The 26,174-nt window shown below is 42.3% G+C and carries 21 protein-coding genes; 14 read left to right on the top strand and 7 right to left on the bottom strand.

All coding sequences use genetic code 11. From position 1 onward, the window contains the following. The first annotated feature begins 1 nt into the window (after position 1). The 7 genes from rseP (at position 2) to AN389_RS06185 (ending at position 7,270) form a co-directional block, all read left to right on the top strand. A complete protein-coding gene (rseP, locus tag AN389_RS06215) occupies positions 2-1,354 on the top strand; it encodes a sigma E protease regulator RseP (protein ID WP_055016163.1) in 1,353 nt (450 codons plus the stop codon). A 102-nt stretch (positions 1,355-1,456) separates the two neighbouring features. Then, entirely contained in the window at positions 1,457-3,928 is a 2,472-nt protein-coding gene (bamA, locus tag AN389_RS06210; protein ID WP_055019489.1) for an outer membrane protein assembly factor BamA, read from the top strand. An 11-nt stretch (positions 3,929-3,939) separates the two neighbouring features. Further along, the gene (locus tag AN389_RS06205) at positions 3,940-4,458 is read left to right on the top strand and encodes an OmpH family outer membrane protein (RefSeq protein WP_055016162.1); all 519 of its coding nucleotides are present in this window, start codon (positions 3,940-3,942) and stop codon (positions 4,456-4,458) included. A gap of 7 nt (positions 4,459-4,465) precedes the next feature. Beyond that, a complete protein-coding gene (gene lpxD / locus AN389_RS06200; protein ID WP_055019464.1) occupies positions 4,466-5,488 on the top strand; it encodes a UDP-3-O-(3-hydroxymyristoyl)glucosamine N-acyltransferase in 1,023 nt (340 codons plus the stop codon). Positions 5,489-5,515: 27 nt separating this feature from the next. Continuing rightward, positions 5,516-5,968, top strand: a complete 453-nt coding sequence (fabZ, locus tag AN389_RS06195; RefSeq protein WP_055018255.1) for a 3-hydroxyacyl-ACP dehydratase FabZ — start codon at positions 5,516-5,518, stop codon at positions 5,966-5,968. 2 nt (positions 5,969-5,970) lie between these two features. Next, positions 5,971-6,741 carry an acyl-ACP--UDP-N-acetylglucosamine O-acyltransferase gene (gene lpxA / locus AN389_RS06190; RefSeq protein ID WP_055016159.1) on the top strand — a complete coding sequence of 257 codons (771 nt, stop codon included), beginning with the start codon at positions 5,971-5,973 and terminating at the stop codon, positions 6,739-6,741. A gap of 136 nt (positions 6,742-6,877) precedes the next feature. Next, positions 6,878-7,270, top strand: coding sequence for a septal ring lytic transglycosylase RlpA family protein (locus AN389_RS06185; RefSeq protein ID WP_055018254.1), 393 nt, complete (start codon positions 6,878-6,880; stop codon positions 7,268-7,270). Here the strand turns inward: AN389_RS06185 and cydC are convergent. Genes cydC through AN389_RS06160 form a run of 5 tightly spaced genes read right to left on the bottom strand, consistent with a single transcriptional unit; the run spans position 7,253 to position 13,646 of the window. Further along, positions 7,253-8,995 (bottom strand): thiol reductant ABC exporter subunit CydC, encoded by a 1,743-nt coding sequence (gene cydC / locus AN389_RS06180; protein WP_055019463.1) that lies wholly within the window; start codon positions 8,993-8,995, stop codon positions 7,253-7,255. The two genes, AN389_RS06185 and cydC, sit on opposite strands and share 18 nt — an antisense overlap. Then, positions 8,988-10,760, bottom strand: a complete 1,773-nt coding sequence (gene cydD, locus AN389_RS06175) for a thiol reductant ABC exporter subunit CydD (protein WP_055019462.1) — start codon at positions 10,758-10,760, stop codon at positions 8,988-8,990. Before cydD ends, cydC begins: the two co-directional genes overlap by 8 nt. Beyond that, on the bottom strand, positions 10,750-10,914 hold the full coding sequence (cydX, locus tag AN389_RS06170) for a cytochrome bd-I oxidase subunit CydX (RefSeq protein WP_004586934.1): 165 nt from the start codon (positions 10,912-10,914) through the stop codon (positions 10,750-10,752). The genes cydD and cydX overlap by 11 nt, the downstream gene beginning before the upstream one ends. Before the next feature lie 12 nt (positions 10,915-10,926). Then, positions 10,927-12,066 (bottom strand): cytochrome d ubiquinol oxidase subunit II, encoded by a 1,140-nt coding sequence (gene cydB, locus AN389_RS06165; RefSeq protein ID WP_055016155.1) that lies wholly within the window; start codon positions 12,064-12,066, stop codon positions 10,927-10,929. Further along, positions 12,063-13,646, bottom strand: coding sequence for a cytochrome ubiquinol oxidase subunit I (locus AN389_RS06160; protein ID WP_055016154.1), 1,584 nt, complete (start codon positions 13,644-13,646; stop codon positions 12,063-12,065). The genes cydB and AN389_RS06160 overlap by 4 nt, the downstream gene beginning before the upstream one ends. Before the next feature lie 290 nt (positions 13,647-13,936). Between AN389_RS06160 and lpxB the strand changes: the two genes are divergently transcribed. From lpxB to AN389_RS06130, 6 genes are all read left to right on the top strand, one after another. Then, the gene (lpxB, locus tag AN389_RS06155; protein ID WP_055019461.1) at positions 13,937-15,094 is read left to right on the top strand and encodes a lipid-A-disaccharide synthase; all 1,158 of its coding nucleotides are present in this window, start codon (positions 13,937-13,939) and stop codon (positions 15,092-15,094) included. Further along, positions 15,084-15,686, top strand: coding sequence for a ribonuclease HII (gene rnhB / locus AN389_RS06150; RefSeq protein ID WP_055019460.1), 603 nt, complete (start codon positions 15,084-15,086; stop codon positions 15,684-15,686). The genes lpxB and rnhB overlap by 11 nt, the downstream gene beginning before the upstream one ends. 3 nt (positions 15,687-15,689) lie before the next feature. Beyond that, positions 15,690-19,181 (top strand): DNA polymerase III subunit alpha, encoded by a 3,492-nt coding sequence (dnaE, locus tag AN389_RS06145; protein ID WP_055019459.1) that lies wholly within the window; start codon positions 15,690-15,692, stop codon positions 19,179-19,181. A gap of 16 nt (positions 19,182-19,197) precedes the next feature. Then, positions 19,198-20,154, top strand: a complete 957-nt coding sequence (gene accA, locus AN389_RS06140) for an acetyl-CoA carboxylase carboxyl transferase subunit alpha (RefSeq protein WP_055016150.1) — start codon at positions 19,198-19,200, stop codon at positions 20,152-20,154. Between the two features lie 91 nt (positions 20,155-20,245). Then, entirely contained in the window at positions 20,246-21,550 is a 1,305-nt protein-coding gene (gene tilS, locus AN389_RS06135; RefSeq protein ID WP_055019458.1) for a tRNA lysidine(34) synthetase TilS, read from the top strand. Then, complete coding sequence (locus AN389_RS06130; RefSeq protein ID WP_055016148.1) at positions 21,551-21,910, top strand: hypothetical protein; 360 nt, start codon at positions 21,551-21,553, stop codon at positions 21,908-21,910. Between the two features lie 100 nt (positions 21,911-22,010). Here AN389_RS06130 and AN389_RS06125 read toward each other — a convergent pair whose 3' ends face one another. Further along, positions 22,011-22,907 carry a GGDEF domain-containing protein gene (locus tag AN389_RS06125; protein ID WP_055018248.1) on the bottom strand — a complete coding sequence of 299 codons (897 nt, stop codon included), beginning with the start codon at positions 22,905-22,907 and terminating at the stop codon, positions 22,011-22,013. A 133-nt stretch (positions 22,908-23,040) separates the two neighbouring features. On the opposite strand from AN389_RS06125, the gene AN389_RS06120 reads away from it, so the two are divergent. Next, the gene (locus AN389_RS06120; protein WP_055016146.1) at positions 23,041-25,014 is read left to right on the top strand and encodes a monovalent cation:proton antiporter-2 (CPA2) family protein; all 1,974 of its coding nucleotides are present in this window, start codon (positions 23,041-23,043) and stop codon (positions 25,012-25,014) included. 10 nt (positions 25,015-25,024) lie between these two features. Here the strand turns inward: AN389_RS06120 and AN389_RS06115 are convergent, their stop codons facing one another. Further along, a complete protein-coding gene (locus AN389_RS06115) occupies positions 25,025-26,170 on the bottom strand; it encodes a patatin-like phospholipase family protein (protein WP_055018247.1) in 1,146 nt (381 codons plus the stop codon). Between the last annotated feature and the right edge of the window lie 4 nt (positions 26,171-26,174).

The following is a 26,174-nucleotide window of genomic DNA, read 5'->3' as shown; positions in this document are numbered from 1 at the left end:
TATGTTAGATTTTTTTTGGAACCTTGGCTCGTTTATTTTAGCGTTAGGTATTTTAGTTGCTATTCATGAATATGGACACTTCTGGGTTGCCCGTAAGATGGGCGTTAAAGTACTGCGCTTTTCAATTGGCTTCGGTAAACCACTTATAAAATGGCACGATAAGTATAATACAGAATATGTAATAGCTGCTATCCCACTGGGTGGCTACGTTAAAATGCTTGATGAGCGTGTTGATGAAGTACCTCAAAGTGAGCGTCATTTATCATTTAACGCTAAATCTGTTCAGGCGCGTATAGCGATTGTTGCCGCCGGGCCGTTGGCAAACTTTTTATTCGCCATTGTAGCGCTTGCTACTATGTATATGGTGGGCGTACAGTCGGTAAAACCTGTGGTAGGTAGCATTACCGAGGGAAGCCGTGCAGAGCAGGCGGGCATTATGCCCTCAGAGCAAATTATTAAAATTGGCGGTGATGATATTACTACTTGGCAAGATGCAACGTTTGCACTTATGTCGAGCTTAGGTGAACAAAGCGTGCCCGTTGTTGTGCGTAATCAGAACTACCAAGAGCAAACAAAAATACTCAACGTCGAAGGTTGGAAGCTTGATAAACAAGATGTGCCACCACTGAGTTCGTTAGGTATTGTCCCCTTTAGACCCCAAGCCACATTAACGATTGCGGCTATTACTAAAAACTCTGCTGCCGAAGTGGCAAATTTACAAGTTAACGATACGATTATCGCCGTAAATGGTGAAACAATAAGCGATTGGCAGCAATTAGTTAATCTTATTACGCAATCGGCTAACAAATCTTTACAATTTAGTGTAAAAAGACAAGATAGTATAAATAGCGTAATAGTAACGCCTAAATCGCGTATTAATGAACAAGGTGTTGAGCAAGGGTTTTTAGGCGTTGCGCCGGTTGTTCAGCCTTGGCCTGAGGGCTATGTTGAGACCCGAAGCTTTGGTCCGCTTGATAGTATTGCTCGTGGTACTCAAGAGACTTGGCGCCTTATAACGCTTAGCTTTGACATGATTGGTAATTTAATTACAGGTCAGGTTTCGGTTAAAAATTTAAGTGGTCCTGTGGGCATTGCAGTTGGGGCAGGAACTAGCGTAAGCTACGGACTAGTTGCCTTTTTAAGCTTTTTAGCGCTAATAAGCGTTAACTTGGGTGTATTTAATTTATTGCCTCTGCCAGTGCTTGATGGCGGACACTTAATGTATTACATAATTGAACTTTTCCGTAAAAAGCCGGTCTCTGAAAAGACACAAGAATTTGGTTTTAAAGTGGGCGCCTTGCTGCTCATATTTTTAACATGTTTCGCTTTGTTCAATGATGTATCGCGTTTGTAGTTACAGCGTGACAATTACTAATTAGAACACGATTGTAAGCATCACTAATTATTAGTTTTGATGTTAAGCGGTAATACAGTTGTAAAGGATAAAGATAATAAAATGGCTATAAAAAAACATTTGGCAGTTTCAAGTTTATTGGGTGCAAGCTTTGCAGCCCTAGGCCAAAACTCCTTTATTGTTGAAGATTTAAAAATTGAAGGCTTGCAACGTGTAGCACTTGGTGCAGCACTTACGCATGTTCCTATCAATGTGGGCGATAACGTTGATGACTATACGATTTCAAAAACAATAAAGTCACTTTATCGTTCAGGTCACTTTGACAACATCAAAGCGTTACGCGATGGTAATAACGTTATTTTCAAAGTTACTGAGCGTCCTACTATTAGCTTTATTGAGTTTGAAGGCAATAAAGATATAAAAGATGAGCAGCTTAACGAATCACTCGATCAGCAAGATATTCGCCAAGGTGAACCACTTGATAAAACTGTTATCGATAATATCGAAAAGGGCTTAGTTGAGTTTTTCCACAGTATTGGTAAATACAACGCCACCGTTGATATTAGCGTAACTAAGCTGCCACGTAACCGTGTAAAGCTTAAGCTAGAATTTGACGAAGGCGAAGCCGCCTCTATTCGTCAAATCAACTTAGTGGGTAACGAATTATTCTCTAACGAAGAACTTTTAAAGCTTGCTGAATCGCAACAAGATTTACCATGGTGGCAGTTTATGGGTAGCGACCGTTACCAAAAACAAACCATTGAAGGCGATTTAGAAAAAATCCGTAGTTTTTATCTGGACCGTGGTTACTTACGTTTTAATATTGATTCAACGCAAGTATCAGTAAGCCCTGAGCGAGAGTCAGTGTATGTAACAGCTAACTTAACTGAAGGTGTTAAATATACGGTTAAAGGTTTTGACTTTATTGGTGATTTACTTGGCCGAGAAGAGCTAATCAAAAGCGTTATTCCACTTCGCGCCGGTGAGCTGTATAACGGCTCTGTAGTTACTTCATCTGAAGAATTTATAAAAAGCTATTTAGCGCGCTTTGGTTATGCCAATGCCGAAGTTCGTACAATTCCAGAAATTGACGATGAAAAACAAGAAGTGCAACTTACGCTGTCGGTAAATCCGGGTAAACGTGTATACGTTCGCCGTATTATTGTGGGTGGTAACCAAAATACCGCTGATGAAGTAGTTCGCCGCGAAATGACACAACTTGAAGGTGCATGGTTATCTAATCAAAACCTTGAGCGCTCAAAACTGCAAATCCAACGTTTACCGTACATGGAAACTGTTGATTTTAACGTAGTGCCAGTCCCAGGTGTGGATGACCAAGTTGATGTAGACTTTATGGTAAAAGAGCAATCGGCAGGTAGCTTTAATGCGGGCTTAGCGTATGGTTCATATGCAGGTTTACAGTTTAATATTGGTGTCACCGAATCTAACTTTTTAGGTACGGGTAACCAAATTGGCTTAAACCTAAATACCTCGACAGGTTCAGAAAGCATTAGCTTGTCGTATACCGACCCTTACTTTACGCCAGATGGCGTATCGCAAGGCAGCAGTGTTTTCTACAACAACTACGATGCCAGTAAATTTAGCTTAGTAGATTATAAGTCAACAAGTTATGGTATTGGTACCAACATTGGCTTCCCAATTGATGCGGTGAACCGTGTTAACTTTGGTGTACGTTGGATTCAAGAAGAACTATCAGAAATTGCTGAATACGAGCAAACACGTGTACTTCGCGAAACCTTCTTAGATGAAGAAAACCCAGATGCTGGCTTTGACTTTACTAAATATGAGCTAAGCGTTGGTTGGTCGCGTATTACCGTTAACCGTGGTTTATTCCCAACAGCGGGTTCGCGCCAAACATTAAATTTAACAGCCACAACGCCTAATTCAGATCTTCAGTACTTTAAACTGAACTACGATTCTCGCTTTTACTGGCCTATTTCTAATGACCACCGTTGGGTGTTCTCAACACGTGCAGCGCTTGGTTACGGTAATGGCTATGGGTCGACTAATGGCTATGAGCAAACACTGCCGTTTCAAGAGTACTTCCGTATAACTGAAATGGAACTACGTGGCTTTGACCGTAATACAATATTACCTCGTGCTGTATCGCGTATTCCTTTATCAATTCCAGGTACTCCAAATGCTGATGGGACGACAACCGGTAGTATTGGTGGCTCAGAAGAGTTTGATATTTTAGTACCGCAAGGGCGTATTGGTGGTAATGCAAAAGCGGTTGCAGGTATGGAGCTAATTGTACCTACGCCGTTCTTAGATGAAGAAAACACCAGCTCTGTACGTACCAGTTTCTTTGTAGATGCTGCAAACGTATGGGATACTGAATTTAACGTTGACCGTTTCCAAAACTTAGCGCCAGATGAGCGTGCTAAGTTAGACGATTACTCTGATCCAATGCGCTTTAGGGTATCGACCGGTTTATCTTTACAATGGATCTCTCCAATGGGTCCAATGCTGATTAGTTTTGCGTATCCATTGCAAAAAGAAGAAGATGACGATACAAAGACCATCAGCTTTAATATTAGTAACACTTTCTAAAGGAGTTTTTTGTGAAAAAATTATTTAAATCAACAGCAGTAGCCGTGTTAGCAACATTGATGATGGGCACCTCTGCAAGTGCTTTCGCTCACAAAGTAGGCATTGTTGATATGCAAGAGATCTACAAGCAAATTCCTCAAATGGCTAAAATTGAGCAGTCTTTACAAACTGAGTTTGCTGAGCGTCGTCAAGAGCTGGAAAAACTACAAGGCGATATCCGCTTTGAAGCAGAAAAATTTAAGCGTGAAAGCACTACTATGAGCCAAGCTCAAAAAGATGCATTACGCGATAAAATCCAAGGCATGCAAAAAAACCTTGCTGAAAAAGGCCGTCCTTTAGAGCAAGAAATTAAAGCACGTCAAAACCAAGAGCTTGCTAAAGTTCAAGGTTTAATCATTAAAACAATTGAAGAAATTGCTAAAGACGGCGACTTCGATGAAGTTAAAGTTAAAGACACAACTATTTACTTTAACCCTAAAGAAGTAACTGATCTTTCAAGCAAAGTTGTATCAGCAGTTAGTAAGAAATAATCACTCTATGCAAAATTATACGCTTTCGCATATTGCGGAACTTCTAGGCGCCGGGCTTCAAGGTGATGGCGCTTTAGAAATTACAAAAATAGCTACACTTGCAAATGCCCGTTCTGGGCATATTGCATTTTTAGCGAACTCAAAATATCGCACTCAGCTTGAAACCACGCAAGCCAGCGCAGTTATTCTTAGCGAAGCCGATGCGCCGTATTTTAATGGCGCAAAAATCATTGTTGGTAATCCGTATGTAAGTTACGCAAAGCTTGCACAATTTATGGATACAACCCCGCAATCGGCGCAGCAGGGTATTCATGCCAGTGCCACTATTCACCCAAGTGCAACGGTAAGTGCTAGCGCAGCCATTGGTGCAAATGCAGTGATAGAAGCTGGCGCTGTTATTGGTGATAATGCACAAATTGGTCCGAACAGTTTTATTGGCGAACGTGTTAAAATAGGTTCTGGCACAAAGCTTTGGCCGAGTGTAACTATTTATCACGATGTTGAAATTGGCGCTGATTGTTTGTTCCAAGCAAATACAGTGGTTGGCAGTGACGGATTTGGCTATGCAAACGAGCGCGGGCAGTGGGTTAAAATACCGCAGCTAGGCTCTGTGATTATTGGTGACAAGGTTGAAGTGGGCGCAAGCACAACAATTGACCGTGGCGCACTTGATAACACGATTATACATAGCAATGTAATCATTGATAACCAATGTCAAATAGCACACAACGTTGAAGTTAACTCGGGTACTGCCATTGCAGGTTGTACTGTACTGGCTGGCAGTGTCACCATAGGCAAAAACTGCCAAATTGGCGGGATGACAGCAATTAATGGTCACATGTCAGTATGTGATGGTGTTATAATTACCGGCATGAGTATGGTGACTAAATCGATCACCGAGCCGGGTATTTACTCATCTGGTATGCCCCATACAACTAATAAAGAATGGCGTAAATCAATTGCTCACTTGCGTAATCTTTCAGACATGAAAGCTCGTCTTAAAGCGCTTGAAGCATTGGCTAAGTCATAAACGTTGAACACAAATAAGGATGCTATTTTGGCAAACGAATTAAATAGCCTTGATATTCAAGAAATTTTAAGTTTATTACCCCATCGTTACCCGATGCTTTTAGTTGATCGTGTTATTGATTTTACACCAGGTGAAAAACTACATGCGATTAAAAACGTAACAGTTAATGAGCCGATTTTTACTGGTCACTTTCCAAACCAGCCAATTTTCCCAGGTGTGCTAATATTAGAGGCAATGGCGCAAGCAACTGGTTTACTTGGTTTTAAAACCGTTGAAAACCGTGGCGATAATGAGCTTTACTTATTTGCTGCAGTAGATAATGCGCGTTTTAAGCAGCCTGTAGTACCTGGCGATACTATGCATTTACATGTAGAGTTTTTAAAAGAGCGTCGCAATATATGGAAATTTGCCGCTGAAGCAAGAGTCGACGGCAAAGTAGTATGTAGTGCCGAAATTATGTGTGCGAGAAGAGAGTTTTAATAGTGATCCATTCTACAGCAATAATCGAACCTGGCGCTAAACTAGGCAACAATGTCTCAGTTGGTCCATATAGCTATATTGGCAATGATGTTGTGATCGGTGATGACTGTATTATTGAGTCTCACGTTGTTATTAAAGGGCCGTCTACAATTGGCTCTGGCAATCATATTTTTCAATTTGCGTCAGTGGGCGAAGCCTGCCAAGACAAAAAATATAACAACGAACCAACCACGCTAATCATAGGCGACAATAACGTTATTCGTGAGTGCGCAACGATTCACCGTGGTACTATTCAGGATCAAGGTGTTACTAAAATTGGTAGCAATAACTTATTTATGGCGTATACCCACGTTGCACACGATGCTGTAATTGGTAACAATGTTATATTTGCTAACAATGCAAGCGTTGCAGGCCATGTGCATGTAGGCGATTGGGTTATTTTAGGTGGAAACTCAGGTGTGCATCAGTTTTGTAAAATTGGTGATCATGCCTTTATTGGCATGTACTCAGGTGTTAATAAAGATGTACCGCCATTTGTAACCACCATTGGTATGCCTGCAGGCCCTGCAGCGACCAATAAAGAAGGTATGAAGCGCCGTGGCTTTGAAAGCGATGAAATTATGGCTGTACGCCGTGCTTATAAAGCGTTTTATCGTAAGAGCTTAAGTGTTGATGAAGCAATTGCCTCGCTCAGCGAAGATGCCGCTAAGTACCCTGCAGTACAAACTATGATTGATTTTGTGAAAAGTTCTGAGCGCGGAATCGTAAGATAAGCGTTTTATGCTTTAAAAAAACCACCTTAGAGTAATCGACGGTGGTTTTTTATTGCCTGAAGCATACTTTAATTCAGTACACACTCAGCCACGTAAGGTTAACCTTTGCGCGAATTTTTATAATTAAAGCGCAGTTATGTCTTTTACTAAGTTAATTTTTACTCTCAGTTTTTTATCAATTTTAGCTGCGTGTAGCAGCCAACCTATAGTTACCTCTGCCAATGGCGAGCGTACTCAGTTAGGTAAAGCCTCTTATTATGCTAATAAATACCATGGCCGTACAACGGCAAACGGTGAAACATTTAGCCAAAATGCATCCACAGCTGCGCATTTAGATTTACCCTTTGGTACAAAAGTGAAGGTTACAAACTTGGCAAATAATAAATCGGTAATCGTAAGAATAAACGATAGAGGTCCTTACGTTAGAGGGCGGGTTATTGATTTATCGCTAGGTATGTTTAAAAAAATTGCCGACCCTAAAGTCGGCGTTATCGATGTATCAATCAGCGTTTTAAAACCGAGTAGTTAAGGCAACGTAATCGGTATACTTTTCGCTAAGCGCTTTATGAGTACCTTGTGCTACTAAGCTGCCATTTTCTAGCCAAATAATATTATCCATTTGCGCTAAAAGAGCTGGGTCGTGGGTAATGGTGAGTACACTTGCGTTACTCATTACCTGCATAATAGCGTTCATTACCGTTTGCTTAGATTGATTATCAAGCCCTTCAGTAGGCTCATCAAGGACTAAAATGGCTGGGTTTTGTAATAAAGCTTGCGCAATGGCTATACGCCTTGATTGGCCTTGAGAAACGCTTCTTCCGCCTGTGCCTAAACGTGTTTTTAGACCATCTTGTAGCGCATTAAACCAAGGCGCTAGTTGGGCAAGGTTAATGGCTTCAAGCATTTCTTCTTTTGTGGCGTTTGGCTTTGCATAGCGTAAATTTTCACTAAGTGTGCCATCAAAAATATGGTGCTGCTGCGCGAGTATATTAATAACGTTTGCGCGGGTGTTGCTGCTTAGTGCGTGAAGATCTTCTGCGTTATTTTCATCACTTAGCCTAATGCTGCCTTGCTGCACTGGCCATAAACCGGTGAGTAAATTAACCAATGTGCTTTTACCACTGCCGCTTCTGCCTACAATCGCTACTTTTTGCTGTGCTTTAAGGGTAAAGCTGATATTAGTTAAAGCGGTGTGCTCTTGGTATTTATAGGCAATGTTATTAAGCGCTAAAGTTGTGTTGTTTTTATCAAACTGTATCTCAATTAACTTAGCGCTATTAGCTTCTTGGGCTGTAACTTTATCTTCAAGTGTAAATAGGCGCTCAGCAGCTTTGAGTACATTGGGCAGCTCTATAAATGCGTTAGGGAGCAGTAAAACACTTTCAAAGCTTGCTAATACAAATAGGCTTAGCATAGCCAGCTCAACATTTAACATAGCGCCGCTATAAACCAAAGGTACAATAGTGACTATTGCGCCAAGCATAGCGAGTTGTACCACCAGCAAACTTAAACCGTCGCTATTTGCTAGTGCTTTATGACGACTAAAAAGTTGTTGGTTATACTGCTCGTTGAGTTCATTGCATTTTGAAATTTGCCCTGCACGAGCTTGATAAATACTCAGTTCTCTAAGGCCTGTTAGGGTGTCAGAAAGCTCTGATCTGAGTTGTGCACTGAGCTGTGTTTCTTTATGACTATTTTTATTTAATTTAGCACTTAATAGAGCTGGTAAAACAACACCGATTAATAAAATGCCGATAAAACAAATTAGCGCAACGTTGGCATTATAAGCCGCCATAAATACCATGATAATTGGCACACTCAATAGCGCCACCAGCATTGGCAGTAGTATGTTTAAGTAAAATTTATCGAGCGCATCTACGTCATTTTGTAAGCGGTTAACTAAATCGGCGCTGCGACTCATTGCTAAATCTACATTATTTAGCTTGCTTAGCGTGGCAAACATATTAACGCGTATTTCACTAAGTAGTAAAAATGTCGCGTTATGCGTTACTAGGCGCTCACCATAGCGTGATGCAGTTCGTACAATCGCTAAAAACCGAATGGTTCCTGCAGGGGTAAAGTAGTTCATGTGTACGCCAGCAATACCCGCTGCCGCCATTGAGGCTAAAAACCACCCCGATATGGCTAATAAGCCCACGTTTGCAAGTACCGTTAGCGTTGCTAAAAAAGTACCCAGTAGCATGGCTTTATAATGCGGGCGGCAAAGCGTTAATAGCCTAATAAAATTAGTCATTGTTTGCTCCTTGCGCTTGCAAATTAAGGAGTGATTTAAATGCGCCTTGTTGCTGCTCAAGTTGGCAGTAGGTGCCTTGCTGTGCTATTTCGCCATTTTGCATAACAAGGATGTTATTCGCGTTTTTCACCGTATTTAGCCGATGAGCAATAACCAACACTAAATGGTTTTTAGCGTAATGTGTTATAGCCTGCTGAATAAGCTGTTCGGTCTGGCTATCAAGGTGGGCTGTGGGTTCATCAAGCACTAAAATAGGGGCTTGTTTTAAAAACGCCCGAGCAAGGGCTATACGTTGTTTTTGCCCGCCAGAAAGCCCTTCTCCTTGCTCACCTATCAATGTATTAAAGCCATTTGGTAATGTGTTTATAAAATCTAAAGCGCCAGCTTGGCGTGCTGCTTGCTCAATTTCTAATTGTGTAGCATCTGGTTTGGCTATTTTTATATTATCGCTAATGCTTTGATAAAATAGCGTGGGTGTTTGGGGTATCCACGCTATTGAATTTTGTAATGTATTAATGCTTGTCGCATCAAGTGGTTTATTATTAATACTTATCTGCTCAATCACCTGTGGGTGAAACCCTAATAAACAATCAAATAAAGTACTTTTACCTGAGCCACTTGCGCCCACTAAAGCGACTAACCCTTTACCGGGTAACGTAAGGTTTATATTTTTGATGCCTTCATGACTATTTGGATAAGTAAAGTTTAAGTTGTTTATGCTTATTGAGTTTAAAGGCGCCGCAAACGTTGTGTCATGTTGCTGTGATTGTTCAGGAAGTGGGGCATTTAAAATAGCGATCATATCGGCTGCGGCACTAATACCTTGCAAACGGGCATGGTAGTGGCTGCCTAATTGGCGCAGGGGTAAATAAAACTCTGGAGCGAGTAGTAAAACAACAAAGCCAGTTGCAAAATCAAGCGTGCCAAAAAACAGCCTAAAACCAATAATTACCGCCACCAGTGCCACACTAATAGTGGCTAAAAATTCCAGTGCGAATGATGATAAAAAGGCAATTTTTAAAACACTGAGTGTGGCGTGCCTAAAGTCATCAGAAATGTTGGCTATTTGTTTAAGCTCTTTTTGCGTTGCGTTAAACAATTTAAGTTGTGTTAACCCCTGTACGCGGTCAAAAAAGTAATTACCAAGTACGGCAAGTTGTTTCCATCGCTGTTGATTAAGTGCTTCAGCCTTATGACCAACTAAAATCATAAAAAATGGAATAAGCGGGGCGGTTAATAAAAAGATTAAGCCAGCCTTATAATCGGTAGGGAATATAACCACTAATATTGCTAGCGGAATAAGCGCGCTGTAAGCAACGCCAGGTAAATATTTAGCGTAGTAATCGTGCAGTGCTTCAACGCCATCGTGTAAGGTGTTGAGTGTAGCGCCTTGGCCGTGTTGTTCAATATAACTTGGGCCAAGTTGCGTCAATTTGGTTAATAAGGTTTGGCGCATAGCCGATTTTATTTTAAGTGCCGCATAAGCACTGAGCCTTTCGCTAATAGCTAAAAATAGAGCCCTGAGTAAAATAATCCCCGCAAGCGGCCAAAGTAAGTGAGTTACTTGGCTAAGGCTTGCACCTGCAAACATAACGTTATGAATAGTGTGAGCCAGTAAATACGCGCCTGCAATCATTAAAATAGCGTTAAATGTGCCCAGCGCAATACTTAACTTTAACCATGCACCCGCAGGCTTACTTTGCTTTTTTAAAAAAGCGCGCAGAGATTGCTGCTGCGCGCGATTTGGTCGGGGGTTAGTCGTCATCTTTTGTGTTGTTAGCTTCGTTTAGTAAATCGTGCATCGGTTGTTCATCATCAGCTATGCTGTTTTTATTTTGATGAAACTCGTACCACATTACATTTATAACACCTAAGGTACAGGCTAAAAGTACACCTAAAATCCAAGCGAAATACCACATAATTTAGTCTCCTTAGTAGCTACCGTGCGTGTTATTTTCAATTTCGTCTACCGTTACTCTGCGCCACATTTTTACGTAACACCAGGTGGTGTAGGCCAGTATTAACGGAATAAATATAACAACAGCAACAAACATAATATTAAGCGTTCTGTGGCTCGACACGGCATCCCAAATAGTTAAGCTAATATCAGGGTTATTAACAGATGGCATAATAAATGGAAACAACGACACACCTGCCGTCATAATAACGCCAATTAACATTATGCTGGTTGAAATAAGCCCAAGCGCTGGCTTGTTTAATTTTGAGAAAAGTAGTGCACTGAGTGCCATAACAAAGCCTAAAATAGGAAAGGTCATTGTCCATGGGCGCTCGCTGTAATTATTAAGCCATGCCCCTTGCGCTGTGCTGACGACTTTTGCCAACGGGTCCGCGTGGCTTTGCGTATCAGGCATAGACACAATTTGGTAGCCATCTATGTTTGCCACCCAAAAACCCGCAGCTGCAAACAATACAATAAATACCACTAAGGCGTAGCGCCCATATTGCGCTGAGCGCTGTGCAACCGCATCTGCTGTGCGCAGTTGTAGCCACATACCCGCATGGGCAATTAACATGGCTATACTAACTAAACCAGCCAGTAGGCCAAATGGATTGAGTAAACCAAAAAACGAGCCTTGGTAACTTACACGTAATAAGTTATCTATGTTAAACGGTACCCCTAAAAATAGGTTACCAAATGCCACACCAAATACTAAAGCGGGTATAGCGCTGCCTGCAAATAGGCCCCAATCCCAGTTATTACGCCAGCGTTTAGAGTCTATTTTCGAACGGTAATCAAAGCCAAGAGGTCTAAAAAATAGCGCAAACAGTACCAGCATCATGGCAAAGTAAAAGCCCGAAAATGCAGCGGCATACACCATAGGCCACGCTGCAAATAAAGCGCCGCCTGCGGTAATAAACCATACTTGGTTACCGTCCCAGTGTGCGCCAATGGTGTTAATTACCGTGCGGCGCTCTGAGTCTGTTTTACCCACTAGGCGAAGCAGCATAGCTACGCCCATATCCATGCCATCGGTGATAGCAAAGCCTATTAGCAGTACGCCAATGAGCAACCACCACAGCATTTTTAATGTTTCATAATCAAAAATCATAATTGCTCTCCTGCGTCTTTATCTGCTTTGTTTGGTAACTCAAAGTGATACTTACCGGTATGCAACGAGCTTGGGCCTTGTTTAATAAAGCGCAGCATTAACCAGCCTTCTACAATGGCAAGGCCAGTGTAAAAAATAATGAATCCAGTTAAGCTAATTAAAATATCATTTACCGTCAGTGACGACGTGGCTAAAAAGGTCGGTAAAATTTCAGATATTGCCCAAGGCTGACGGCCATATTCAGCAACTATCCAGCCAAATTCTATTGCAATCCATGGTAGCGGAATACTTAATACCGCAGCCCATAGCAACCAACGTTTTTGCTCAATAATACGATGGGCGTTGTAATAAAATGCCAATACAAATACTGCTAGCATGGCTACACCACAGGCCACCATAATCCTAAATGACCAAAACATAGGCCCCACTTTAGGGAAGGAGTCTTTTACTGCCATTTGAATGTGCTCCTCTGTGGCATCTACCACGTTAGGCGTATAGCGCTTGAGCAACAAGCCATAGCCTAAGTCATCTTTAAGAGCATCAAATTTAGCGATGTTTTCTTCGCTGTCATCGCCATTTCTAAGTTTTTCGAGATATTCGTACGCTTCCATGCCGTTACGAATACGCACTTCGTGTTTTTTCTCTAAATCAGAAATACCAATCACTTGCTCATCTAAAGAGCGAGTAGCAATAATGCCCAATGCGTAGGGAATCTTAACTGCTGCATGGGTTACTTGCTCATCAGAGTCTGGAAAACCAAATGCGGTAAACGCAGCAGGGGCTTCTTCGGTGTGCCACTCTGCTTCTATGGTGGCTAATTTTACTTTTTGAACTTCACCTACTTCGTAGCCTGATTCGTCACCTAATAAAATAACACACAATATTGATGCTAAACCAAAGCCCGATGCCACCGAGAAAGAGCGTTTAGCAAAGGCTAAATCGCGACCTTTTAATATGTACCAACTACTAATACCCAGCACAAACATAGAAGCGGCTACGTAACCTGCCGATACCGTATGAATAAACTTAACTTGTGCTACAGGGTTAAATACAAGCTCAGCAAAGTTAGTCATTTCCATGCGCATAGTCTGGTAGTTAAACTCTGCCCCCACTGGGTTTTGCATCCAGCCGTTAGCAATCAAAATCCACAGCGCCGACATATTGGTACCTAGCGCCATTAAAAATGTAGCGCCCAAATGTTGGCGTTTAGTTAGCCTATCCCAGCCTAAAAAGAACATACCCACAAAGGTTGATTCTAAAAAGAATGCCATTAAGCCTTCAATAGCGAGCGGCGCACCAAACACGTCACCCACGTAATGCGAGTAATAAGACCAGTTAGTACCAAACTCAAATTCCATGGTCAGGCCCGTTGCCACCCCAATAGCAAAGTTAATACCAAACAACTTTCCCCAAAACTTAGTCATATCACGATAAATTTCGCGACCGGTCATCACATAAACCGATTCCATAATAACTAAAATCCAGGTCATACCTATGGTTAAAGGCACGAATAAAAAATGGAAGAGTGCGGTAACAGCAAACTGTAATCGCGATAGATCCACAAAGGTTTCATCTATCATTTTTGGCTCCTTGAGGGTGACGGATTAACAAGGCAATCAATAATTGGCAATGTTAAATATAATGAACTTTCAGTAATTACTGAAAGTTTGGAATATTATTGATGTTTGCACAATTTTTGTCAATAAACATATTAGAAAAAGTTAATATATATCCACCATGCTACATCAGTATTAAAAACATACAATTGCTTGTGTCTATTTTGGTTGCAAAAACCATCTATTTAAAGCGTTTAATCAAACTCTAAAACACGGTAAACTAACCGCTATGAACGCCTGATAAACAAAGTCGAATGAATAAAGAGAAAAAACAACTACGTATTGGTATTGTGGCCGGTGAGCTGTCGGGCGATATTTTAGGCGAAGGCCTAATTAAAGCACTAAAAATGCACTTTCCTGATGCTATTTTTGAAGGCATTGCAGGGCCAAAAATGCAGGCGCAAGGCTGTAAAACCCTTTACGACATGGACGAGCTCTCTGTAATGGGGCTGGTTGAAGTATTAGGCCGATTGCCGCGTTTACTTAAAATACGCAAACAGTTAGTACAACATTTTGTTGATAACCCACCCGATGTATTTATCGGCATTGATGCGCCCGATTTTAATTTACGCGTAGAAAAGCCTTTAAAAGATGCAGGCATTAAAACCATTCAATACGTAAGCCCATCAGTGTGGGCATGGCGTGAAAAGCGAATTCATACAATAAGTGCTGCTACTAACTTAGTGCTTGCTTTGCTACCGTTTGAAAAAGAATTTTACGATAAGCACCAAGTACCGTGCACATTTGTTGGGCACACCTTAGCTGACGATATAGCACTTGAGCATGACGATAGCCAAGCGCGTGCAGAACTAGGCCTAAGCCTTGATGACAAAGTACTGGCATTACTGCCAGGTAGCCGCGGCTCTGAAGTGGGCTTATTAAGCGAAACCTACATAAAAACAGCAGCGCAGTTACAAGCGCAAAACCCAAATCTTAAAATTGTGGTGCCATTGGTAAATGAAAAACGCAAAGCGCAATTTAGTGATATTTTAAATGCCACAGCGCCAAACTTAAATGTAAACCTACTTGATGGGCAGTCAAAACTAGCCATGCAAGCGGCAGATGCCATATTACTTGCATCGGGCACCGCCACACTTGAAGGCATGTTATATAAAAAGCCTATGGTTGTGGGTTATAAAATTAAGCCAATGAGCTATTGGATTTTTAAAACTTTATTTACCTTTAACATTAAATATTTTTCGCTGCCAAACTTATTAGCCGATGAAGAGCTCGTGCCGGAGTTTTTACAAAGTGAATGCAATGTGGCTAATTTAACAAGCGCACTTACACCTATGCTAAATACTGATAATAAAGAACTAAAGGCACGTTTTTTAGCTATTCACGAACAAATTAGATTAGATGCCAGCAAACAAGCAGCCAAAGCTGTGGCGGAGTTAATAAATGCAAATTGAACGACCTAACGTAACCTTTATTGCCGGAGTAGATGAAGTAGGGCGTGGCCCACTTGTCGGCGATGTTGTTACCGCTGCGGTAATACTTGACCCAGCCAACCCGATTGCAGGTTTAGCTGACTCTAAAAAGCTTACCGACAAAAAACGCCAAGCACTGGCTATAGAAATAAAACAAAAAGCCTTGTGCTACGCTATTGGTCGTTGCAGCCCAACTGAAATTGACGAGCTAAATATTTTACACGCAACGATGCTTGCAATGACGCGCGCAGTTGAAGGGCTAAGCACACAACCAGAGTTTGTATTTGTAGATGGTAACCGTTTGCCTAAATTAGTAATGCCTGCTCAGGCTGTTGTGAAAGGCGACAGCTTAGTAGCCGAGATTTCAGCAGCCTCTATTTTAGCTAAAGTAGCGCGTGATGAGGAAATGCTTGAGCTTGACAAACGTTACCCGCAATACGGGTTTGCAGGGCATAAAGGGTACCCAACTAAAGCGCATTTTGCAGCGCTTGAGCAATACGGTGCTATAAATGAGCACCGTAAAAGCTTTAAGCCGGTACAACGTGTGTTAATGCAAGCAAAAGGTGAGGCATAAATAATGGCCGCTCCAGATTTTGTACATTTACGCGTTCATTCAGACTTTTCGATGGTCGACGGCCTAGCTAAAACCAAACCTATTGTTGCTAAAGCGCAGGAGCTCGAAATGCCAGCGCTGGCAATCACAGATCAAATGAACTTTTGTGGTTTGGTACGGTTTTATGGTGCCACGCACAGTGCGGGTATAAAGCCGATTGTCGGCGCTGATTTTTGGCTGCGCAGCCCAGAATTTCCAGACGAACCTTGTCGCATTACGTTGCTAGCTAAAGACAACGACGGTTATAAAAATATTACCTTATTGATATCCGAAGCGTATCAACGCGGGCATATATTTCATCGCCCAGTGGTTGACCGAGAATGGCTAATTAAGCACAAAGAAGGGCTTATTATTCTCTCAGGCGCAAAAGATGGTGACTTAGGTAAAGCCTTATTAAAAAATAACCCAGGCGTTATTGAATCTGTAGTGAGCTTTTATAAGCAGCATTTTAGCGATCATTACTATTTAGAGCTTATCCGTACCGACCGTCCACTTGAAGAAGACTACCTGCATATGGCGGTAGAGCTGGCACACAAAGAGCAGCTGCCAGTTGTTGCCACCAACGAAGTGGTATTTTTAAAACCTGAGAACTTTGAAGCGCACGAAATTCGCGTGGCTATTTTTGATGGCTACACCCTTGATGACAAACGCCGCCCTAAGCGCTTTTCACAAGAGCAATATTTAAAAACGCCTGAGCAAATGGCGGAACTATTTAGCGACATTCCTGAAGCACTGCAAAACACGGTAGAAATAGCTAAACGCTGTAACGTAACGGTGCAATTAGGCACGTACTTTTTGCCTGATTACCCCACAGGCTCGTTAAAAATTGAAGACTTTTTGGTTAAAGTTTCACAAGACGGCCTTGAAGAGCGCCTACAGTTTTTATTCCCTGATGAACAAGAGCGACAAGAAAAACGGGGCGAATACGACGCTCGCTTAAAAGTAGAGCTAGATGTAATTAACCAAATGGGTTTCCCAGGCTACTTCTTAATCGTAATGGAGTTTATTCAGTGGAGTAAAGATAACAATATACCAGTGGGGCCAGGGCGTGGTTCGGGTGCCGGTTCATTAGTGGCGTATGCCCTTAAAATAACCGACCTAGATCCGCTGGAATTTGACTTACTCTTTGAGCGATTCTTAAACCCTGAACGTGTATCAATGCCCGATTTCGATGTCGACTTTTGTATGGATAGGCGTGATGAGGTAATTGACCATGTGTCGGCATTGTATGGGCGGGACGCGGTATCACAAATTATTACCTTTGGTACCATGGCTGCAAAAGCGGTAATACGCGATGTAGGCCGTGTACTTGGCCACCCTTATGGGTTTGTTGATCGCATTTCTAAATTGATCCCAGGCGATCCGGGGATGACGCTTGCCAAAGCGTTTGAAGTAGAGCCGCGTTTACAAGAAGCCTACGATGGCGACTCAGAGGTAAAAGATTTAATCGACATGTGTCGCATCCTTGAAGGGTGTACACGTAATGCCGGTAAACACGCCGGTGGTGTTGTAATATCGCCGACGACCATTACCGACTTTGCTGCACTTTATTGCGATGACGAAGGTAAGTTTCCGGTTACCCAATTTGATAAAAACGACGTAGAAACAGCGGGGCTGGTAAAGTTCGATTTCTTGGGCTTACGTACACTGACCATTTTGCAATGGGCGGTAGATATGACCAACGAGCGAATGAAGCGCGAAGGTAAAGACCCCGTTGATATAAACACCATTCCACTGGATGATAAAAAAAGTATAGAGCTATTGCTGCGCGCCGAAACAACCGCGGTATTCCAGCTAGAATCGCGCGGCATGAAAGACCTCGTACGCCGATTAAAGCCCGATTGCTTTGAAGATATGATTGCATTGGTAGCCTTGTTCCGCCCAGGCCCGCTGCAATCAGGCATGGTAGATAACTTCATTGACCGTAAGCTTGGCCGAGAAGAAATTTCTTACCCCGATGCCCAATATCAACACGAAAGCTTAAAGCCCATACTTGAGCCTACTTACGGCATTATTTTGTACCAAGAACAAGTAATGCAAATTGCCCAGGTACTTGCAGGTTATACGCTTGGTGGCGCCGATATGCTACGTCGTGCAATGGGTAAGAAAAAACCCGAAGAAATGGCTAAGCAGCGTTCAACCTTTGAAGAAGGCGCTCGCAATAATGGTATAGACGGCGAACTGGCAATTAAAATTTTCGACCTGGTAGAAAAATTCGCCGGTTATGGTTTTAATAAATCTCACTCGGCAGCGTATGCACTGGTATCGTACCAAACGCTGTGGATGAAAACGCACCATCCGGCAGAATTTATGGCTGCGGTAATGTCGGCCGATATGGATAACACCGACAAAATAGTGATCTTGGTGGATGAATGCGAAAACATGAAGCTCACCTTATTACCGCCTGATGTAAACGCCGGAGAATTTAAGTTTACGGTTAACCTCAAAGGTGAAATTGTTTACGGTATTGGTGCTATTAAAGGTGTAGGTGAAGCGCCGGTAGAGGCCATTTTAGAAGCGCGCGCAAAAGGCGGCCCGTTTAAAGACTTATTTGATTTTTGTGCCCGTGTAGATTTAAAACGCTTAAATAAACGGGTAACCGAAAAATTAATTTACGCCGGTGCACTTGACCAACTAGGGCCAGAGAAAACTCAAGCAGGGCGCGCAACATTACTGGCAAGTTTAAAAGATGCCATGCGCGCAGCCGATCAGCACAACAAAGCTGAGCAACTTGGGCAAAGCGATTTATTTGGCTTACTGGCTACCGAGCCTGATGAAGTTGAACAAGCCTTTATAAAAGCCACGCCGCTTACCGATAACCAGTGGCTTGATGGCGAAAAAGACACCCTAGGCCTTTATTTAACAGGGCATCCGATAAATCAGTATCGGCGCGAGCTTAGACATTACACCAGCGGTAAGCTGGTGGATTTACAGCCAACTAATCGTGATGTACTCTCTACAGCGGCGGGGTTAGTTATTTCAGCGCGGACCTTAATTAATAAAAAAGGAAATCGTTGGGGCTTAATAACTTTAGATGACAAGAGCGCCCGTATTGATGTACGCTTGTTTCCTGAACAGTTCGAAATGTACCAAGAAATGCTTCAAGTAAACAATATCTTGGTAATATCTGGACAGGTCAGCTTTGATAACTTCTCCGGTGGCATTACAATGACCGCCAGAGAAATAAACACCATTGCTCAAGCGCGTGAAAAACGCCTCAAAGCGATTAAAATGACGCTGAACATGGTGCAAATCGAGGCAGGTTTCTTCGATAAATTACAAAAAGTACTCGAACCTTATAAAATGGGAACGTGTCCGATCAAGGTTTATTACCAGCGCCCCGATGCGTTGGCCCAATTAACCCTAGGGATCGAATGGTGTGTTACGCCCAGCGACGACTTAATTCACAAGTTATCACTTATGGCGGCACAAGATGTAGAACTAGAATTTAACTGATTAGGTAGTTTAGAGCATGAGCCTCAATTATCTTGATTTTGAGCTTCCGATTGCAGAATTAGAAGCAAAAATTGAAGAATTACAAAGCATAAGCCGCGCTGGCGAATTAGACCTTGAGTTAGAAGAGGAAGTCAGCAAACTAAAAGAAAAAAGCGCTAAGCAAAAAGAGGAAATATTCTCAAATTTAGGCGCTTGGCAAGTATCGCAGTTAGCGCGTCATCCGTTGCGTCCTTACACTCGAGATTATATCGAGCGCATTTTCACGGAATTTGACGAGTTGGCAGGCGATCGTACTTTTGCAAACGATCCGGCTATTTTAGGCGGTGTAGCGCGTTTAGATGGCGAGCCAGTTATGGTTATTGGCCAGCAAAAAGGCCGTGATACAGCTGAAAAAATTAAACGTAACTTTGGTATGCCAAAACCAGAAGGCTACCGCAAGGCCTTACGTTTAATGGAAATGGCTGAGCGTTTTAAAATGCCAATTATGACCTTTATCGACACGCCAGGGGCATACCCAGGCGTTGGCGCTGAAGAGCGCGGTCAGTCTGAGGCAATTGCACGTAACCTAAAAGTAATGGCGGCACTTAAAGTACCCACAATTTGTACGGTTATTGGCGAAGGCGGCTCAGGGGGTGCATTAGCCATTGGTGTTGGCGACAGAGTAAACATGTTGCAATACAGCACGTACTCAGTAATTTCGCCAGAAGGCTGTGCCTCAATTTTATGGAAAAGCGCAGACAAAGCACCACTAGCTGCAGAAGCGATGGGTGTTACAGCAGAGCGTGTTAAAGAGCTTGATTTAATTAACAATTTAGTTGAAGAGCCTTTAGGCGGTGCACACCGCAATTACGATGCTATGGCACGTAACTTAAAAACACGTTTAAAGCGCGACCTTGCAGACTTACAAGCGCTATCGCTTGAAGAGATGCTAGAGCAACGCTACAAACGTTTAATGTCGTTTGGTTACTGCTAATTAGCTAATCATTGCATTTATTATTAAAAAAGGCCGCTTATGCGGCTTTTTTGTTTTAAAATACTGCAAACATTAAATTTAAAGCGTATCCATGCAAGCTTCACTCATTTATCAGCATGTTAAACAGGCCCTTGTGCACTTTTTTAAGCACCAGCAGTATAACTTTACGGTGGCGCTTTCGGGTGGCGTGGATTCAGTGGTGTTGCTTCATGTAATGCATTTACTAAAGCAAGAAATACCAACGTTAAACGTAAACGCGATTTATGTTAATCATGGTTTAAGCCAATACGCTAATGACTGGCAGCGCTTTTGCCAAAACGTATGTACTGAGCTAAATGTTCCGTTTAATGCCGCGCAGGTAACAATAAACCCACAAGCACGAACAAGTCTTGAAGCGCAAGCTCGAGAGGCACGTTACAAAGCACTTGATGAGCTAAGCCCCGTGGGCAGTGTTATTTTGCTAGGGCAGCATTTAAACGATCAAATAGAAACATTTTTACTGCGTTTAAAGCGCGGCTCTGGTTTAAAAGGGTTAGGCGCAATGCAAAAATTGCGTGAATTACCTAGCGGGCGAATATGCTACAGGCCGCTTTTAAGTATTACGCGCAGTGATATAGAGCACTTTGCCACAGAGTTTAATATTACGCATATTATAGATGACTCAAATACAGATGAGCGATTTGATCGTAATTTTTTGCGTGCACGTGTAGTGCCTTTACTTGCAAAGCGTTTTAGAGGGTTTGAGCACTGTGCAGGGCGTAGCATTGAGTTACTACAGCAACAACAAGCGCTACTTGATGAATACATTGAGCTTGACTTAAAACAAAGTATAAACGCCCAACAAGCATTGAGTGTTAGCCAAATAACCACATACAGCGATGTGCGTATAACTAATGTAGTGCGTGCTTGGCTTAGCTTATTTACCCAAGTCATGCCCTCACAAAAGCAGCTTTTGCAAATAATTAATCAAGCCATAAATGCGCAGGCTGATGCGCAAATGCAAGTTGATTTAAGTGAGGGGCAAATACGTCGCCATCAAGGTTTTTTGTATTTTGTAACACCACACACACCCTTAGCTGATGAAGCGCTAACAGATAATGAGCTTTTACTTAATGATGGGCGCGTATTAATAAAGCAACAAGGTAAAGGCCTGCGAGCCCCATTACCTAATGAACAAGTAACAGTGCGCTTTAATTGCAATAGTGTGCGTATAAGGCCAGTAAATAAACCCGGAAGCAATACGCTTAAACATTGGTTTAAAGATGCAAAAGTAGCCCCATGGCTAAGAGGGCGTGTGCCGTTAATATTTTATAACGATGAACTTGTACAAGTAGTGGGATATTTTGTAAGTGAAAAGCATAAAGACGAAAATGGTATTTTTTGGGAGTGTAAATAAATGAGTCAACAGCCACATGTAGGCTTATCGTTAGTTAATAAAGCACCTATAGGCATGGTAATAACAGCGTTAGTTGCCGTTATAGCCAATGTATTGCTAGAGCTAAATATTATTACGCTTGGTTATGCTGTAACCGGCGGCATCGTTTCGGCCGTTTTATTACTTGCTTATTGGCTAGGCAAAGGCGGGTTATTTTTTATTTTAGGGGTGAGTATTCCACTGGTATTAGTATTATTAACACCGCTTGCAAGTATTGCGGCATTATTAAATTTAGTGAGTGGCTTCTTTTTTGGCTTTTGTGCAGCATTGCTTATTTATAAATTAGTTAAACCTGCTGATATAAATAAACCTAATTTGTAAGGCTTTAGCTATGAGTGCAACGTTTTAGAATGAAGTTTTTTGCAATAAAAAAGCCTAGCGGGGGAAGCTAGGCTTTTTTATTAATTCAGCTACGTAAATATTAATAGGCTTTAGCGCAGTTACGTCCTGATGCTTTGGCTTTGTATAAGCCTTTGTCTGCACGAGCGAATATCTCTGTTTCGCAATCTTGGCTATTGGCTAGGGTAAAACCAATGCTGGTGGTTACTTTGTATTTAGCCATTAAGCTTGAGTTTCTGACTAAGTGCATTATGCGCTCAGCAATCACTTTATTTGTAGTGAATTCGGGGTCTTCAATAATTAAAGAAAACTCATCGCCACCAAATCTAAACACAGAGTCGGTGCCACGTATGCTACTGCAAAGTACCTGCGAAAACTCTTTCAATACATCGTCACCTACTTTGTGGCCATAATTGTCATTTACTTGTTTAAAGTTATCTAAATCAAGCAGCATTAAACTAAAAGGGCGTTGGTAACGGCGACAGTTTTCGAGCTTTTGCGATAAAATGTCATTAAATTGACTGCGGTTATTTAATCCGGTGAGCGCATCTTTTGTAGCAAGCTTTAACACTCGGCTATACATCATTGCGTTACGCAGTGGGTATACAAGGGCGCTGTGCAAGGCACGTAATTTAGCTTCAATTGCCTTACTAATAGGGTATTGGCTAAAGTAAATTAGCTGCCCTAAATGCTCACGACCAATAGCTAAATCGTAAGAGTATGGGCTAGCATTGGTGTTACTGTCTGAGGTTTGTGCAGTACCGAGCGTTGATTGAAACTGCAGCCCTGAAAAGTTAAGTAGTTGTTTGGCAAATTTTGCATATATAGCCAATACATCTTCTATTACAAGGCTTGTTTGCAGTTCAGTAACTAAGTCGTGCGTTGCCGCTGTTTCGTTTGTGTGTGTTTGTTCTGCCGAAAACGGCAAAAAATCGCCGCGGCCAGACACGCGTTGTGTCAAAATATGGACATTTTCCATTAAAATCTTCCCCCAGGGTGTTACTTTGCAATAACTAAGCTATTTTTATGCCATATTTTAAAATTGCTTGATAAACATATGGTTGCTATATTTAAGGCTCATTTCCTAGTTTTATTGACGCTGGAGGCCGAGTTTGCAAAGTATAAACGCTCAAATTTTTGGCTTATTAGTGGCGGCGGTACTTTTTGTATGGTTTTTTAAGCGCCTTGGCTTGCCGCCTATTTTAGCGTATTTAGCAACGGGTGTTTTAGCCGGTAGCCATGGCATTGGCTGGCTTACTCAATCTCACGAAATAGAGTTTATTGCTGAGCTGGGCATCGTATTTTTACTGTTTAGTTTAGGGCTCGAATTTTCTATATCGCGGCTAATGGCTATGCGCAATATTGTGTTTGGTCTGGGCTCGTTACAAGTTGGTGTGACCAGCTTGCTCTTCATTATTATTTTATATTGCTTAGATTTTTCCTTACTCACCAGTTTTACCATTGGCACAATTATGGCGCTTTCTTCAACTGCTGTGGTAGTAAAACTATTAAAAGAAACAGGCGAGCTAAATCAGCGTCGTGGCCAGCTGGCGGTGGGCGTATTGCTGTTTCAAGATATTGCCGTTGTACCCTTACTTATTATTTTGCCATTGTTTGCCTCAAGCGACTCGCAAAGTATTAGTTGGGCGCTGGCATTTGCGCTAACAAAAGGCGCGTTTGTGTGCTTATTACTGTGGGCGATTGGTAAATGGGTGTTGCCTAAAGTATTTAAAGAAATAGCGCAGGTACGAACCGATGAGCTGTTTGTACTTACTACTATTTTGGTGGCGTTATTTGCCGGCTTTTTAACTTACATGTTTGGTTTATCTATGGCGCTTGGGGCATTTTTAGCCGGCATGATGCTAGGAGAGAGCCATTACCGCCATCAGCTAGAGGCCGATATAAGACCCTTTCGCGATATATTAATGGGGCTGTTTTTTGTCACTGTGGGAATGCAGCTCGACATTTTATTTGTGCTTTCGCACGGGGTAGTAATTATCGGTGCGTTATTTGGTTTATTAATATTAAAAATTACCGTGCTGGCTTTAAGTGCCCGATTAATGCATGAGCGCAATCAAGACTCGCTGGCGTGCGGCATTATGCTGTGGCAAATGGGTGAATTTGGCTTTGTGCTTATTGCTTTGGCAAGTCAGCATGCGTTATTAAATTCAGAGCAAGCCTCATTTTTAATTGCCTTAGGGGTGCTTTCGATGGCGCTAACCCCATTTTTAATTGATAAAACCCCACTTATTTTAAAGCAATTAGGCATTTTAGATCACCCCAGTATGGCGAGGGAAAGCGAGCCTAAAAGTAGCACTTTATATAACGATCATGTGGTTATTTGCGGCTTTTCACGCGTAGGACAAACTATAGCGCGATTTTTAAAACCCGAAGCCATAGATTACGTTGCCATAGAAAGTAACCCTATTTTGGTACAAGAGGGCAAAGCTGCAGGTGAGCCGGTAATATTTGGCTATGTAAAACAAAAAGATATTTTAAAGTGCGCAGGGGTAGAGCGAGCACGCTTAGTGATTATCACCTTTACAGAACTTGAGCACGCACACGTGGTTATAGATGCCATAAAGCAACTGGCGCCCAACGTTAAAATACTAATAAGAACCCGCGATGACAGCCAATTAAACAACTTAAAAGAGCTCGGTGTTACTGAGGTGGTACCTGAGTCGCTAGAGGCAAGCTTAATGTTGGTTTCACATGTGTTGTCGATGTCGGGCGTCCCAATGACACGCATTGTGCGCCGTGTGAGTAAAGAGCGCCGTAATCGCTACCCGCTTATGCAAAGTTTTTACGCCGGCTATTTTAAAGACAGCGAAGAAACCTCCTCTGAGCGCTTGGAATACTTACACGTAGTTGCGTTGCCGGATCAAGCCTATGCGGTGGATAAAACAATAGACGAGCTTAACTTATCTAAACGCCGCGTGACCGTAAAAGCTTTGCGCCGAGAGGGGCAAGAAATAGACGACCCCTCAACCAACACCACATTGTGCGCAAACGATGTACTGGTACTGCAAGGTAAACCAAGGCGGGTAGAGCGAGTAGAGCATTACCTTCTTGATGGGCTTGAATAAAGCAACTGCTTTAGTCTAGCTCTAAAAATTGGCGTATTTCAGGGAGCTTTTTCATGCCATCTTCGTAGCCAATTTGAATAAGGTGCTGAGTGTAGCGTTTTTCAAATAATAAATAGCTAGTTAAACTTGATTGCGAATGTTTTTTTACACCAATTGTGCGCAGCAGCAACTTAATAGCCCACGGCATATCGCTGTAGTATTGCGCGGCAATATCGTTAAAGTTTTTTGATGGGTTAATAATGCAGGTATCTATTTGTTTTAGCTCTTGATGTTTGTCGCGCGCCGGAAGCAGGCCCAAAGTACGATTTACACGCTCAAGGCGCTCAAGGTCGGCTTGCATGGTGTCGCTAAATACACTATCGAGTAAATGGCCAGCCACAGCAGAAAGCCCAGGGTAGTGGGGCGAATACCCTGCAGGGTGAGACTCTTTTGGCTGGTCTACACCAATAATAAATATTTTTTCGGCGCCCAAGTGAATAGATGGGCTGAGTGGTGAAAGCTGGTGAATAGAGCCATCGCCAAAATAATGGTTAAACACATTCACACTTGGAAACACCATAGGAATAGCACTTGATGCCATTAAATGCTCAACATTAATGCGCATTGGGCGCCCTTCTCGCTTAGCGCGTTGCCAGGGCTTATTAGTGTTTGACTGAAAAAACGCAACGGAGTCACCGGTTGTATAGCTTGAAGCCGTAATAGAAATCGCTTCTAAATAATTGCGGTGTAAATTCCGTTCAATGCGGTGTAAGTCTAAAATTTCGTTTAATAAACCACGTAAAGGGCGGTTATTTAGCAAACTGCCAGGTGGATGGTTTATGTGCTCAGACTGAAAACTGGTTAATATATTGCGTGCGATATGGCCAAATACACTTAAAAAGTCGCTTTTGTAGACCATAGACGTTGAAAAGTTCTTCCATACCGACTCAAGCTTGCGTACCGCCAAATGCGCACACGAGGCATAGCAGGCTAAAGCTGCAGAATTGATCGCGCCTGCAGAAGTGCCGTTAATAATTCTAAAGGGCAATGGTGCGGTGCGGGGCATACTATGGGCAAGCGCTTTAAGCACGCCTACTTGATAAGCAGCGCGAGCGCCACCACCTGTAAGTAATAGGGCTATTTTAGGTTTATGTGGGTCAACTTGCTGGATTTTCATAGTG

This window comes from Pseudoalteromonas sp. P1-7a (assembly GCF_001401855.1).
Taxonomy (GTDB): Bacteria; Pseudomonadota; Gammaproteobacteria; order Enterobacterales; family Alteromonadaceae; genus Pseudoalteromonas.
This window is presented reverse-complemented; position numbering and strand designations above follow the sequence as displayed.

Coding starts and splice junctions, on each gene's coding strand:
- cydB (WP_055016155.1), bottom strand. CDS start 12,066: ATGATTTTTGATTATGAAACATTAAAAATGCTGTGGTGGTTGCTCATT.
- rnhB (WP_055019460.1), top strand. CDS start 15,084: ATGCAAATTGAACGACCTAACGTAACCTTTATTGCCGGAGTAGATGAA.
- AN389_RS06115 (WP_055018247.1), bottom strand. CDS start 26,170: ATGAAAATCCAGCAAGTTGACCCACATAAACCTAAAATAGCCCTATTA.
- cydC (WP_055019463.1), bottom strand. CDS start 8,995: ATGACTAATTTTATTAGGCTATTAACGCTTTGCCGCCCGCATTATAAA.
- lpxB (WP_055019461.1), top strand. CDS start 13,937: ATGAATAAAGAGAAAAAACAACTACGTATTGGTATTGTGGCCGGTGAG.
- AN389_RS06125 (WP_055018248.1), bottom strand. CDS start 22,907: ATGGAAAATGTCCATATTTTGACACAACGCGTGTCTGGCCGCGGCGAT.
- dnaE (WP_055019459.1), top strand. CDS start 15,690: ATGGCCGCTCCAGATTTTGTACATTTACGCGTTCATTCAGACTTTTCG.
- lpxD (WP_055019464.1), top strand. CDS start 4,466: ATGCAAAATTATACGCTTTCGCATATTGCGGAACTTCTAGGCGCCGGG.
- cydD (WP_055019462.1), bottom strand. CDS start 10,760: ATGACGACTAACCCCCGACCAAATCGCGCGCAGCAGCAATCTCTGCGC.
- AN389_RS06160 (WP_055016154.1), bottom strand. CDS start 13,646: ATGATAGATGAAACCTTTGTGGATCTATCGCGATTACAGTTTGCTGTT.
- tilS (WP_055019458.1), top strand. CDS start 20,246: ATGCAAGCTTCACTCATTTATCAGCATGTTAAACAGGCCCTTGTGCAC.
- AN389_RS06185 (WP_055018254.1), top strand. CDS start 6,878: ATGTCTTTTACTAAGTTAATTTTTACTCTCAGTTTTTTATCAATTTTA.
- cydX (WP_004586934.1), bottom strand. CDS start 10,914: ATGTGGTATTTCGCTTGGATTTTAGGTGTACTTTTAGCCTGTACCTTA.
- AN389_RS06130 (WP_055016148.1), top strand. CDS start 21,551: ATGAGTCAACAGCCACATGTAGGCTTATCGTTAGTTAATAAAGCACCT.
- accA (WP_055016150.1), top strand. CDS start 19,198: ATGAGCCTCAATTATCTTGATTTTGAGCTTCCGATTGCAGAATTAGAA.
- rseP (WP_055016163.1), top strand. CDS start 2: ATGTTAGATTTTTTTTGGAACCTTGGCTCGTTTATTTTAGCGTTAGGT.
- bamA (WP_055019489.1), top strand. CDS start 1,457: ATGGCTATAAAAAAACATTTGGCAGTTTCAAGTTTATTGGGTGCAAGC.